General features: G+C 60.5%; 11 protein-coding genes. 1 reads left to right on the top strand and 10 read right to left on the bottom strand.

Annotated elements, in window-relative coordinates; genetic code table 11:
- The first annotated feature begins 253 nt into the window (after window positions 1-253).
- Complete coding sequence (locus tag JN524_RS02030) at window positions 254-1,555, top strand: OprD family porin (protein WP_202368295.1); 1,302 nt, start codon at window positions 254-256, stop codon at window positions 1,553-1,555.
- A 111-nt stretch (window positions 1,556-1,666) separates the two neighbouring features.
- Here the strand turns inward: JN524_RS02030 and JN524_RS02025 are convergent, their stop codons facing one another.
- The 10 genes from JN524_RS02025 to JN524_RS01980 form a co-directional block, all read right to left on the bottom strand.
- Complete coding sequence (locus JN524_RS02025) at window positions 1,667-2,284, bottom strand: transglycosylase SLT domain-containing protein (RefSeq protein WP_372241192.1); 618 nt, start codon at window positions 2,282-2,284, stop codon at window positions 1,667-1,669.
- A gap of 46 nt (window positions 2,285-2,330) precedes the next feature.
- Window positions 2,331-3,269 carry a carbohydrate kinase family protein gene (locus JN524_RS02020; protein ID WP_202368294.1) on the bottom strand — a complete coding sequence of 313 codons (939 nt, stop codon included), beginning with the start codon at window positions 3,267-3,269 and terminating at the stop codon, window positions 2,331-2,333.
- Between the two features lie 13 nt (window positions 3,270-3,282).
- Complete coding sequence (gene xylB / locus JN524_RS02015) at window positions 3,283-4,779, bottom strand: xylulokinase (RefSeq protein WP_202368293.1); 1,497 nt, start codon at window positions 4,777-4,779, stop codon at window positions 3,283-3,285.
- A 151-nt stretch (window positions 4,780-4,930) separates the two neighbouring features.
- A complete protein-coding gene (locus tag JN524_RS02010) occupies window positions 4,931-6,406 on the bottom strand; it encodes a mannitol dehydrogenase family protein (RefSeq protein WP_202368292.1) in 1,476 nt (491 codons plus the stop codon).
- 17 nt (window positions 6,407-6,423) lie between these two features.
- Complete coding sequence (locus tag JN524_RS02005; protein ID WP_202368291.1) at window positions 6,424-7,527, bottom strand: ABC transporter ATP-binding protein; 1,104 nt, start codon at window positions 7,525-7,527, stop codon at window positions 6,424-6,426.
- A 118-nt stretch (window positions 7,528-7,645) separates the two neighbouring features.
- Window positions 7,646-8,476: a carbohydrate ABC transporter permease gene (locus JN524_RS02000; protein ID WP_098964116.1), complete on the bottom strand. Its 831-nt coding sequence runs from the start codon at window positions 8,474-8,476 to the stop codon at window positions 7,646-7,648.
- Window positions 8,477-8,484: 8 nt separating this feature from the next.
- Window positions 8,485-9,411 carry a carbohydrate ABC transporter permease gene (locus JN524_RS01995; protein WP_003225141.1) on the bottom strand — a complete coding sequence of 309 codons (927 nt, stop codon included), beginning with the start codon at window positions 9,409-9,411 and terminating at the stop codon, window positions 8,485-8,487.
- A 155-nt stretch (window positions 9,412-9,566) separates the two neighbouring features.
- Window positions 9,567-10,877, bottom strand: coding sequence for an ABC transporter substrate-binding protein (locus tag JN524_RS01990; protein WP_202368290.1), 1,311 nt, complete (start codon window positions 10,875-10,877; stop codon window positions 9,567-9,569).
- Between the two features lie 240 nt (window positions 10,878-11,117).
- Window positions 11,118-12,023: an AraC family transcriptional regulator gene (locus tag JN524_RS01985; protein WP_047597152.1), complete on the bottom strand. Its 906-nt coding sequence runs from the start codon at window positions 12,021-12,023 to the stop codon at window positions 11,118-11,120.
- 92 nt (window positions 12,024-12,115) lie between these two features.
- Entirely contained in the window at window positions 12,116-13,435 is a 1,320-nt protein-coding gene (locus JN524_RS01980; protein ID WP_202368289.1) for a glycosyltransferase, read from the bottom strand.
- Between the last annotated feature and the right edge of the window lie 32 nt (window positions 13,436-13,467).

Below are 13,467 nucleotides of genomic sequence, written 5' to 3'. Positions count from 1 at the left end.
CGTTTTCACCCAATGAAACCGGGGATTTCGCAGTCGTGAGCCACTGGCCGGCACCTGGTTTGAGCCCATCGCAGGCCGAAGAATCGCCAGTCAGTTTCAGACTAAAGTCGCCTTCAGACCGTCAAAGCCATCTGCCATCATTGCCCCTCACCCCTGCGTGTCCACTTCTTCCCGGCTGTTTTTGACCCGGGACGGGAGCTATTTTTCTGGCTGACTGCGCCCCGGCGCAAACGCTGTACTGTTGGAGTTTTTCATGCGTCCCCCATTCCCTCTCATCACCCCGCGCCAGTCGTTTGGCTTCGGAGCCGTTGTGCTGTGCGCCGGTTTTGCCGCGCAGGTTCAGGCCAGCGGTTTTCTCGAAGACACCACGGCGAAAATCGAATCGCGCACGGTGTACTTCAACCGCGATTTCCGTGATGGGCACACCTCCAGTGACCAGGGCGCTTCCAAGCGTGAAGAGTCGGCGCAAGGCTTTATTCTCAATCTGCAATCGGGTTACACCGAGGGCACGGTCGGCTTCGGTATCGATGCGCTGGGCATGCTCGGTTTTCAGCTCGACTCCAGCCCTGATCGCAGCAACAGCGGCTTGCTGCCGTCCAGTGGCGAGAACCCGCGCGGCTCGAAGGGTCAGTACGCGAAAATGGGCCTGACCGCCAAGGTCAAGGTCTCGGACACGGTGTTGAAGTACGGCGCGCTGCTGCCGGATCTGCCGTTGCTCAAGTACAACGACGGCCGCTTGCTGCCGACCATGTTCAACGGCGCCATGCTGACCTCCAGGGAAGTGAAGGATCTGACCTTCATGGCCGCGCGTCTGGACAAGTACACCGCGCGCGATTCCACCGATTCGCAAGACATCCGCGTGCACTGCAAGAACAAGCGCTACGCCTGCAACACCACCGCCGATCATTTCGACATGTACGGCTTCGACTACAAGATCAACGATCGCCTGACCGCGCAGTATCACTACGCCGAGCTGGAAGACATCTACCGCCAGCACTTCATTGGCTTGCTCGGCAACCAACCGCTGGGTGACGGTGTGCTGAAGGCCGATCTGCGTTTGCTGAAAAGCGCCGACAGCGGTGATGCGAAGGCCGGCTCCATCGACAACCGCGCCTTGAGCGGCATGCTCTCGTACGGCATCAGCGGCCACACCTTCAGCGCCGGCTGGCAGCGCATGAACGGCGACAACTCGATGCCGTACCTCGATGGCAGCAACCCGTATCTGGTCAACTACGTGCAGGTCAACGACTTCGCCGCGGCGCAGGAACGTTCCTGGCAGCTGCGTTATGACTATGACTTCAAGGCCATCGGCATCAACGGCCTGAGCTTCCTGACCCGCTATGTCAACGGTGATCACATCAAGGTCCCGGGCAGCGATCAGGAAGGTAAAGAGTGGGAACGCGACAGCGAGTTGAAGTACGTGATCCAGACGGGCACGTTCAAGGATGTCAGCCTGCGCCTGCGCAATGCGACTTACCGCACCAACTATGAAAAGTTTGCCCGGGATGTGGATGAGACCCGGTTGATTGTGAGTTACAACTTCTCCGTCCTGTAAACCTCACCCCTGTAGGAGCTGCCGCAGGCTGCGATCTTTTGATCTTGATTGTAAAAAAACAAAATCAAAGATCGCAGCCTGCGGCAGCTCCTACAGGGGATCTTCGGCGGGCTACAACCAATGCCAGAACCGGCTCCAGAAGCCGCGATTCAGATCCTCTTTGCACCCGGCATACTGCCGCGCATACACGTCGGAACGCGCCTGCACCTTGCGCGCAGTCGGCATCAACCAGGCCTTGCTGGCGTAGGTCTTGTTGCGGAAGCCGCCCCAGCCTTCGTGGTAGTTCAGGTACTGGTTATAGGCGTCGTACTTGTACACGCCGTTGATCGAAGTGGTCTTGTCCATGTACCAGCCGACGAAGTCGATGGCGTCATCGAAGTCTTCGCGGTCGGCGCCGTGTCGGCCGGTGCTTTTCTGGTAGTCGGACCAGACTTCATCCTTGGCCTGGGCGTAGCCCGAGGCCGTGGTGACCCGGCCCCACGGAATCACCCACAGCAGGTATTTTCGCGGCGTCTTGGCGTCGTAGCGGTAGCCGGACTCCTGATACATGATCGCGAAGGGCACCTGGATCGGCACGCCCCAGCGCTTTTGCGTGACTTGCGCCGCATCGTACCAGTCGCTTTTCTCGCGGAAGATCGCGCAGATGTCTTCCGGCGAACGCGGCGGCGAGGTGCCGCAGCCGCTGAGTAATCCCGCCAGTATCAAAAGTCCCGCCGTCCGCCCCGACATCAAACCGTCATCCCCATGCGCGCAAAAAGGCCGACAGTCTACGCGCTCAGCTCAACTGGTGACGATAGGGTAAATCCGGGCCGGTCTTGCTGCACGTAAGGGCGGCGGCCTGCACGGCAAACCTGAGCATCGCGTCGATCTGCTCGCGGCTGAGCTCCTGAACACCTGCGACCGAGTCCAGTCCTTGCTCGGTCAGCCAGGTGATCAACGCTGCTTGAAAGGTATCGCCGGCGCCGACGGTATCGGCGATCTTCACCGAGCACGCCGGTACTGACCACGAACCATGAATGCGGCTGAAAACCGTTGCGCCTTCGCCGCCACGGGTCAGGAATACCAACTGGCAGCGATGCTGCAGCCAGCCTTCGATCACGCGCTGCGGGTCCTGTTCGGGATACAACAGGCTCAGGTCTTCGTCGCTGACCTTGATCATGTCGGCCAGTTGCACCAGGGTCGCCACGCGCTGGCGCCACAAGTCGATGTTTGGCTCCGGGTTGAGCCGTACGTTGGGATCGAGAGTGATCAGGCGCTTGCCGCTTTCGCGCTGCACCAGAGTCAGCAGGGTGTCGGCGATCGGCTGCACCACCAGCGAGAACGAGCCGATGTGCAGACCACGCACGTCATCTCCGAGCTGCGGCAGATGGGCGAGGCTTAATTGGCGATCAGCACAGCCCTCGCCGCGAAAACTGTAATGCGGCGAACCGTTGGCACCGACCGCGACCATCGCCAGCGTGGTTGGCGCGGCGAAGTCGATCAGGTAGTCCGCACGCACGCCTTCTTCCTGCAGCACCTGCTGCAGACGTCGGCCCAGATAGTCGGTGGACAACCCGGCAAACAGCGCCGAATCCACACCCAAACGGCGCAAGCCGACCGCGACGTTGAACGGCGAGCCGCCGGCAATCGCCTTGAAATTGACTTTCGAGGCCAGACCGCTGGCATCGTCTTCGCTGAAGAAATCGAACAGGGCTTCGCCACACACCAAATACATAATTGTTTGCTCTTTATAGGGTTGCGACATGCTGTTGATAGCGTTCATAGGCCTGCTGGAACGCCGCGACATGGGCGGCGACCGGCAGGGTTTCACTGTGCAGATCGAGCTTCACGCAGCGCTGGCACAGGTCGGCCAAAGTGTCTTCGTGGCCGTTCGACCATGACTTGCACCACGCCGCCTGAATCGCCGCGCCAAGGGCTGCGGCTTCGCTGTGTTCGGTGCAGATCACCGGGGTGTTCATGATGTCGGCGACGATCTGCCGCCATACCGCGCTTTTCGAACCGCCGCCGATCAGGCAAATGCTGCGGCTTTGTAAACCATTGTGGCGTAACAGATCCAGCCCATAACGCAAACCGAAGGTGGTGCCTTCAACCACAGCGCGACACAGGTTGGCCTGGGTCAGGTTGCTCAGGGTCAGGCCGTGCAGGCTGCCGGTGGCATGGGGCAGGGCGGGGACGCGTTCACCGTTGAGGAAAGGCAACATGCTCACGCCCTCCGCGCCGATCGGCGCCTCGGCCACGAGTTGATTGAACTGCTGCAGATCGAGGTCGAACAGTTCGCGGATCGCACCGGTGGCGTTGGTCAGGTTCATGGTGCAGATCAGCGGCAGCCAGCCGCCGCTGGACGAGCAGAAGGTCGCGACCGAAGCATCCGCGCTGACCTGCGGCGCCTCCGCGTAGGCGTACACCGTGCCGGAGGAGCCGAGGCTCATGGTGATCGCTCCCGGCTGAATATTGCCGGTGCCGATGGCGCCCATCATGTTGTCGCCACCGCCGCTGGCGACCAGCGCATTCGGGTTGAGGCCGAGCTGTTCGGCAATCGCCGGCAGCAGCGTGCCGACCGCCTGATGCGCGTCGATCAGCTCCGGTAACGCGGCTTGCAGGCGACCCGTGGCGTCGATATCGCGCAGCAGTTGCAAGTCCCACTGACGGCTGCGCACGTTGAAATAACCGGTGCCGGAAGCGTCGCCATACTCGCTGCAGGCGCGGCCGGTGAGCCAGAAGTTCAGGTAGTCGTGGGGCAGCAGGACGCGCGCAATACGCGAGAACACCTCCGGGTGCTGTTCCTTGGTCCACAGCAGTTTGGACACGGTGTAGCCCGGCGCGATGACCACGCCCAGACGCTCCAACGAGCCTTTTTCACCGCCCAAGTGTTTGAGCAGACGGTCGTTTTCATCGGTGGTTTCGGTGTCGCACCACAGCTTGGCCCGGCGCAGCACCTGGCCCTGATCGTCGAGCAGCACCAGACCGTGTTGCTGGCCGGAGACGCCAATGCCGAGGATCGCCTGACCGTCGACATTGGCTGCGAGTAAGGCGCGGCGGGTGGCGAGGGCGAAGGCGTCCAGCCACTGTTGGGTGTCCTGCTCGCGCCGGCCGTTGGCACCGCTGATCATCGTATGCGTGGCCGCGCCTTCGCCGAGCACCTGACCGCTGCTGGCATCGAGGATGATCGCTTTGGTGCCCTGGGTGCCGCAGTCGATGCCGAGGAAGAGTTGTCGGGTGGTCACAGTGAGGTCCTCAGGGTGTCAGTGAGTCAAGGTGAAGCCAATCGCTGGCAAGCCAGCTCCCACAGGTTCTCGGTTGTACACAAAATCCATGAACGATTGAAAACCCTGTGGGAGCTGGCTTGCCAGCGATGGCATCGGTGGTTTCACCGCATCACTCAGCCAGCACCCGCTCCAACGTGCGCGTCACCCCCACCTCACGCAAGCTGTTGCAGCACCATTCAAATGCCGCCACAAACGCCGCCGAACGCGGTATCGCCGTGCCGAAGATCTCCTCAACCGCCAACAACCGCTGGGTGATCAACGCATCATCCGCCACCAGCCCCTGACAGAATTCCGCCCGTGGATCAGGAATCGAATAAGTGTCGCCATTCTCATCCACGCCCTTCAGATAAAGCGCCCAGGCTGCCACCACCAACGCCGCACGCCTGGTTTCCTGACCGTCGGCAATCAAGCGATTGATCGTCGGAATAGTGAACTTGGGAAACTTCGACGAGCCATCCGAACACACCCGCTCCAGCTGATCGGCAATCGCCTGATTGGAAAAACGCGCCACCAATGTGTTTTTGTAGTCGGTCAGATCGATGCCCGGCACCGGCGCCAGTTGCGGGGTGACGTCGAGGTCCATGTAGGCGCGCATGTAGCGCACGAACAGCGGGTCGTTCATGGTCTCGTGGACGAAGCGATAGCCCTTCAAAAAGCCCAGATACGTCAGCGCCAGATGGCTGCCGTTGAGCAGTTTGATCTTCATTTCTTCGTAGGGCGAAACGTCGTCGGTGAACTGCACGCCAACCTGTTCCCAGGCCGGGCGCCCATTGACGAACTTGTCTTCCAGCACCCACTGCACAAACGGCTCGCAGACCACCGGCCAGGCATCGTCGACCGCGTGTTTGTCGGCCAGTTGCAGACGATGCGCGGTGCTGGTCATCGGCGTGATGCGGTCGACCATGGCGTTGGGGAAACTGACGTTCTGCTCGATCCAGTCGCGCAGCCCCGTGTCACGCAGGGTGGCGAAGGCCAGCAGTGCCTTGCGGGTCACCGCGCCGTTATGCGGCAGGTTATCGCAGGACATGATCGTGAACGCCGGTGTGCCCGAGCCACGGCGTTTTTCCAGCGCCGCGCAGAGAAAACCGAACACGGTTTTCGGCGTTTGCGGATGTGCCAGATCGTGTTGAATCTGCGGCAGGTGCGCCATGAATTCGCCGTTGCTGTCGTCGATGCAGTAGCCGCCTTCGGTGATGGTCAGCGAGACGATACGAATCTGCGGATCGGCAAGTTTGTCGATCAGCGCCTGCGCGCCATCCTCGGCCAGGAGCATGTCGCGGATCGCACCGATCACCCGCACTTCGGTGTCGTCGTTATCGCCGAGTTCGAACAGGGTAAACAGGTAATCCTGCTCCTTGAGGTCGTCACGGGCGCGGCGGTCTTCCGCGCGCAAGCCGACCCCACAGATCGCCCAGTCCAGCGCCTGGCCGGTGTTCATCAGCGCATCGGTGTAATACGCCTGATGCGCGCGGTGGAAGCCGCCGACGCCAATGTGCGCGATGCCCTGACGGGTGTCGCTGAGGTTGTAGGCCGGCAGTTGCACCTCGGGGGCGAGGCGATGCAGGTTTTGTTCATTCAGTTTCATCGGGCAGGTCTCGAAATTCAGGCCGCCGCGCGCAGCGGGCGGGTCAGCGCCACGCCATCGGCGTCGAACAGGTGGCAATGGCTGGCGTCCAGGTGCAGGTTCAGTTGCTCGCCATAGCGGCTGGCCAGATCACCGCGCACGCGCAGGGTCAGGGCTTCGCCGGCGTTGGTGGTGACGTGGCAGAAGGTGTCGCTGCCCAGGCGTTCGCTGACGTCAGCGGTGACTTGCAGGGTGCAGTCGCCCGCTTGCGCCAGTTCCAGATGTTCCGGGCGAATGCCCAGGGTCACCGCGCTGCCGACGCTCAGGTTGGCGGCGTTGAATGGCAGGGTGATGCGCGTGCCGGCATCCAGCGAGGCCTCGCAGGTCTGGCTGTCGACACGGGCGATTTTGCCCTTGAGGAAACCCATTTTCGGCGTGCCGAGAAAGCCGGCGACGAACAGGTTGGCCGGGTTGTGATAGAGGTCCAGCGGCGAGCCGACCTGCTCGATTTTGCCGCCGTTGAGCACCACGACTTTGTCGGCCATGGTCATGGCTTCGACCTGATCGTGGGTCACGTAGATCATCGTGGCTTGCAGGTCCTTGTGCAGACGCAGCAGCTCCAGACGCATCTGCACGCGCAGCGCGGCGTCGAGGTTGGACAGCGGTTCGTCGAACAGGAAGATTTTCGGGTTGCGCACAATTGCCCGGCCGATCGCGACCCGTTGCCGTTGGCCGCCGGACAGCTGTTTGGGCTTGCGCTCGAGCATCGGCCCGAGTTCGAGAATGCGCGCCGCTTCGCCGACCTTTTTCTCGACTTCGGCTTTCGGGACACCGGCCAGATCGAGGGCGAACGACATGTTTTTCTTCACTGTCATGTGCGGGTACAGCGCGTAGGTCTGGAACACCATCGCCAGATCGCGCTTGGCCGGGCTGACTTCGGTGATGTCGCGGCCATCGAGCTCGATGGTGCCGCCGCTGACTTCTTCCAGCCCGGCAATCAGTCGCAGCAGGGTGGATTTGCCGCAACCGGACGGGCCGACGAAGACCACGAACTCCTTGTCATTCACCTCAAGGTCGATGCCCTTGATGATGGAGAAACCTTCGAAGCCTTTTTGCAGATTCTTGATTTTCAGGTTGGCCATTTTGATGGGCCTCCGCATTGTTGTTTTTTTTAAGATCAAAAGATCGCAGCCTGCGGCAACTCCTACACAGTGCCCCTGTAGGAGCTGCCGCAGGCTGCGATCTTTTGCTTTTAAATCTTCATTTCACGGCGCCGAACGACAGGCCGCGCACCAGTTGTTTCTGACTGATCCAGCCGAAGATCAGGATCGGCGCACAGGCCAGGGTCGAGACTGCCGACAACTTGGCCCAGAACAAGCCTTCAGGACTTGAGTACGAGGCGATCAGCGCGGTCAGCGGCGCGGCTTTCGACGAGGTCAGGTTCAGCGACCAGAACGCCTCGTTCCAGCACAGGATCAGCGACAGCAGCACGGTGGACGCGAGGCCGCCCTTGGCGATCGGCAGCAGCACGCGAACCATTTCCTGCCACAGCGTGGCGCCGTCGAGGCGAGCGGCTTCGAGGATGTCCTTGGGGATGTCCTTGAAGTAGGTGTAAATCATCCACACCACGATCGGCAGGTTGATCAGGGTGTAGATCACGATCAACGCGATGCGCGTGTCGAGCAGGCCGAAACTCTTGGCCAGCAGGTAGATCGGCATCAGCACGCCCACCGGCGGCAGCATCTTGGTCGAAAGCATCCACAGCAGCGTGCCCTTGGTGCGCTGGGTTTCGTAGAACGCCATCGAGTAAGCGGCAGGCACCGCGATCAGCAGGCACAGGGCCGTGGCGCTGAACGAGATCACCACCGAGTTCCAGGCAAAACTGAAGTAGTCGCTGCGCTCGTTGATGTGCAGGTAGTTCTCCAGCGTTGGTGTGAAGATGAACTGCGGCGGCGTGGCGAAGGCGTCGATTTCGGTCTTGAAACTGGTCATCACCATCCAGAAGATCGGAAAGAAAATGATGATCGCGATGGCCCAGGCCAAAGTGCCGAGCAGCAGGCTTTGCAGCCGGCGGGATTGTTGAAGAGTCATGGCAGGCCTCAGGCTTTGTCAGTCAGGTTTTTGCCGATCATCCGCACCAGAATGATCGCGGCGATGTTGGCGATGACCACGGCAATCAAGCCGCCCGCCGAGGCCATGCCGACGTCGAACTGCACCAGCGCCTGGTTGTAGATCAGGTAGGCGAGGTTGGTCGAGGCGTAGCCGGGGCCGCCGTTGGTGGTGGTGAAAATCTCGGCGAACACCGACAGCAGGAAGATCGTTTCGATCATCACCACCACGGCGATCGGGCGTGCGAGGTGCGGCAGGGTCAGGTGCCAGAAGATCGCGACGGGGCCGGCACCATCGAGACGCGCTGCTTCTTTCTGTTCCTGGTCGAGGGACTGCATGGCGGTCATCAGGATCAGGATCGCGAAGGGCAACCATTGCCACGAAACAATTATGATGATTGACAGCAGCGGGTAGTGCGCCAGCCAGTCCACCGGCTCGGCGCCGAACAGCCGCCAGACGTAAGCGAGAATCCCCGAGACCGGATGGAAAATCAGGTTCTTCCAGATCAGCGCGCCGACCGTGGGCATAATGAAGAACGGCGAGATCAGCATCACCCGCACGATGCCGCGACCGAGAAATTCGCTGGCCTCGAGCAACGCGCTGATCAGCACACCGAACACCACGCTGATCAACAGCACGCTGCCCACCAGCAACAGAGTGTTGGTGGCGCCGGGCAGGAACCCGGAGTCGGTCAGAAAGTAAGTGAAGTTCTCCAGCCCGACGAATTCGTTGACGCCAGGATCGAGCAGGTTGTAGCGAATCATCGAGAAGTAAATGGTCATGCCCAACGGCACGATCATCCACAGCAGCAACAGGGCCACCGAAGGGCTGACCAGAAACCAGCCGGGATTGCGTACGCGGACCTTGCGCTGGGGTTGCGACAGGTCGAGGTGGGCTTTGGCAGTTGAAGTATTCATGGTGATCACAACCGAGTCATACAGACCTATGGAGATCCCGTGTGGGAGCGAGCCTGCTCGCGAAAGCGCGGGATCAGTGCCATGTGTATTGGCTGGCACGACGCCTTCGCGAGCAGGCTCGCTCCCACAGGAGGCAGGAGCAAGTCGTTCAGTGGTTACTTGGGATAACCGGCGCGCTTCATCTCGCGTTCGGTGGTTTGCTGCGCGGCGGTCAGGGCCTGATCCACCGTGGTCTGGCCGATCAGCGCTGCCGAGAACAGCTTGCCGACCTGGGTGCCCACGCCCTGGAATTCAGGAATGGTCACCAGCTGAATACCGATGTAGGGCACCGGTTTCAGCGTCGGTTTGCTCGGGTCAGCGGCCTTGAGCGATTCCAGCGTGACCTTGGCGAACGGTGCCGCGCTCATGTACGCATCGCTGTACGTCGAGGTGCGGGTGCCCGGCGGCACGTTGGCGATGCCGTCGGTCTTGGCCACCAGCTCGCCGTATTCCTTGGAGGTGGCCCAGGCGCTGAACGCCTTGGCGGCGTCCTTGGCCTTGGAACTGGTGGGAATCGCCAGTGCCCACGAATACAGCCACGCCGAACCTTTGTCGGTGACCTGATGCGGAGCGAAGGTAAAGCCGACGTGGTCGGCGACCTTGCTTTGGGTCTTGTCGGTAACGAACGAGCCGGCAACGGAAGCGTCCACCCAGATCGCGCATTTGCCGCTGTTGAACAGCGCGAGGTTTTCGTTGAAACCGTTGCTGGAGGCGCCCGGCGGGCCGGATTTCTTCATGGTATCGACGTAGAAATTCAGCGCGTTTTTCCATTCCGGGCCGGTGAATTCCGGCTGCCATTTCTCATCGAACCAGCGCGCGCCGTAAGCATTGGCGACAGTGGTGATCAACGCCATGTTCTCGCCCCAGCCGGCCTTGCCGCGCAGGCAAATGCCGTACTGCTCTTTGTCCTTGTTGGTGAGTTTTTCGGCGAAACCGGCGATCTGTTCCCAGGTCGGGCGCTCGGGCATGCTCAGCCCGGCATCCTTGAACAGGTCGGTGCGGTAATAGGTGATCGAGCTTTCGGCGTAGAACGGCAGGGCGTACAGCGAACCCTTGACCGACAGGCCCTCACGCACCGACGGGAACACATCGTCGAGGGCGTAACTGGCCGGCAGGTCCTTCATCGGTTCCAGCCAGCCTTTGGCGCCCCAGAGTGCCGCTTCGTACATGCCGATGGTCAACACATCGAACTGTCCGCCCTGAGTGGCGATGTCGGTAGTGAGACGCTGGCGCAGGACGTTTTCTTCCAGTACCACCCAATTGAGCTTGATCTCCGGATGCTCGGACTCGAAAGTTTTCGAGAGCTTTTGCATGCGGATCATGTCGCTGTTGTTGACGGTGGCGATGGTCAGGGTCTGGGCGCCAAGGCTGACGCTGCTGAGGGTCATGCAGGTGAGGGCTAGCAGAGCTTTTGCAGTGGGTTGCATCGTGCACTCCTTTTCTGCGTCCGTGGGGAGGCAGAAGGACAGTTATTGTTTTTGTGTCTTCCGAATGCAGGAAGAATGTGTGCTGATTACAGCCCTCAATCGACGGACTGACAAATCATCCGTCGCACTTGAACCGATACTTTTTTGCACTGGCTAAAAATCAAAAGATCGCAGCCTGCGGCAGCTCCTACACCGATTCCTGTAGGAGCTGCCGCAGGCTGCGATCTTTTGATGTGGCCGTTAAGCGTGATTCTGTTCGGTCAGGCGTTGCACCGCGAGGCGTCGATAGTGTGACGGCGTCATGCCCTTGAGTTGCTGGAAGCGCCGATTGAAATTGGAAATGTTGTTGAACCCCGACTCGAAACACACCTCCGTCACCGGTTTGTCGCCATCGGCCAGCAGTTCGCAGGATTTGCTGATGCGCAGACGATTGACGAACTCGATGAAGTTGCGCCCGGTGGCCTGTTTGAATACGCGGCTGAAATAGGTCGGTTTCATCCCCAGATGTTCGGCGACTTCTTCCAGGGTCAATTCGCGGGCGTAGTGGCTGAAGATGTAATCGACCGCGCGGTTGGTGCGGTCGATGTTGTGCTCGTCGGCCAGTTGCGTGTTGGTGGCGCCGGACAACAATTGATAATCGTCAGTGGCCGCCAGCAGCTCCATCAGAATGAAAAAGTGCCCGAGACGAGTGATGCCGCGGCTGTCGGCAATCAGCTGCATCAGTTTCATCGCCTCGCGGATCGTGTCCTTGTCGCGAAATTCGATGCCGTACTGCGCGCGTTCCAGCAACGGCGTCAGCGTCTTGAGTTCGGCGAATACCTGATGGCCGCTTTCGAACAACTCGTCGGTGAAGTTCACCAGCATGTCGCGCTTTTCCACCACTTCGTCTTCGGCCACCTGGCTGATCCAGTTGTGCGGCAGATTGGGGCCGGTGAGAAACAGTGTTTGCGGGTAGAAGTTGCCGATGTAGTCGCCGATGAAGACCTTGCCGGAACTGGCGACGATCAGGTGCAGTTCGTATTCCTTGTGGAAATGCCAACGCACCAGCGGGCACGGAAAACCATGCTGACGGTAGATGATGGACAACCCGTTATGGTCGTCCATCAGCTCATAGGAGGGATCAGTGATTCTGGTGGCCCGGGTCATGTCCGATGCGTCTTGTTGTGGTGTTCAAGTGCCCATCATGCACGCGCGACAAGGACAGTTCCAGCGCCTCAGCCCGGGCCTTGCTGAGACCCTCAGACTGATTGACCTGTTGGCAATGACCGATCTTTCTGGTTTTTTGCTTCGATCCACTGCGCCATGTACTGGGTGCTTTTATGCAAATGGTGACGCAACATGCTGCCAGTAAAGTTGGCGCGACGTAACGCTGACAAGTTGTCGCGGCAATGTTGCAGGCGATCGATCAGCGCCGGGCCGTGATCAGCCTGCCGATAGCGCGCGTTCAACAATACGACGCCGGCCTGTTGTGCGTCAGTCCAGCGCAGTTTGTCTTCGTGCAGTGCCACGGCGGCGTCGGCCAATGCTTGAGCCGATCGAGCCACCGCACCAGGCCAGGGCAGTGCGTCGCCCATGCCTTCGGCGCCGATGGGCGTCGTGACATTGGGCGTGCCGCAGAGCATCGCATCGACGATCTTGCCCTTGATCCCTGCGCCGAAACGCAAAGGCGCCAAGCAAACCCGGGCTTGTGACATCACCTGCAGCGCATCTTCTGCCCAGTTCATCACATGAAACCCCTGCGCCGCGTTGTGCAGGGCTGTGGCCTTGGGCGGCGTATAGGCACCGTAGACATGCAGTTGGGCGCCGGGCAATTGCTGGCGGATCAGCGGCCAGACGGCGGTCTTCATCCACAGCACGGCGTCCCAGTTGGGCGCGTGACGGAAGTTGCCAATACTGAGAAAGTGCGCGCGCTCCTCAAAGGGTACGAACGAATCGCGCGGTGGTTCGAGCATCAGCGGGCACCAGTGCAGCAGCTCGCCCGGGACTTGAAACTGCTCGACCAGCAACTGGATTTCCACTTCGGAAATCATCAGATTCAGATCGCAGCGATACAACGCGGCGATTTCCCGTTTGGCCAGGTCAGTATCGGCCATCAGCTCGAATTCTTCGCGCAGCGCCGGTGCGAACAGGGCACTGAAATCCTGATTGTCCGGGTCGTCTTTCAAACGCTCCTTGAGCCGGTGGTGGCGGGCATGGCGCAGGCTCTGCAGGTCGGATGTCTCCAGGACGCGCAAGGCGTTCGGGCATTGCTTTTCGACACGCCAGCCGAACTGCTCTTCCATCATGAACTGGTCGAACAGCACGATATCCGGGGCCAGTTCACTGATGAAACTATCGAAGCTGCTGTTGTTGAGTTCGATCGGCACTTCGCGGATGCCCAGCGCGGTCAGGTCAGCCTTGTGCTCGCCCGGGCCGGCCGGGCTGCTGAAGGTGATGTCCCAGCCTTGCTGCAGAAACGTCTCGAGAATCTGCATCACATGCCCACTGGCCGCTGAAGAACGCGGTTCGGGCCAGACGTAACCGATGACCAGAACTTTGGTGGCGGGAGATGCGGGCATTGACGGGTGTTCCTTGCAGGCAGGCGGGTAAA

The sequence above is a fragment of the Pseudomonas sp. MWU318 genome, from assembly GCF_016756945.1.
GTDB lineage: Bacteria > Pseudomonadota > Gammaproteobacteria > Pseudomonadales > Pseudomonadaceae > Aquipseudomonas > Aquipseudomonas putida_A.
This window is presented reverse-complemented; position numbering and strand designations above follow the sequence as displayed.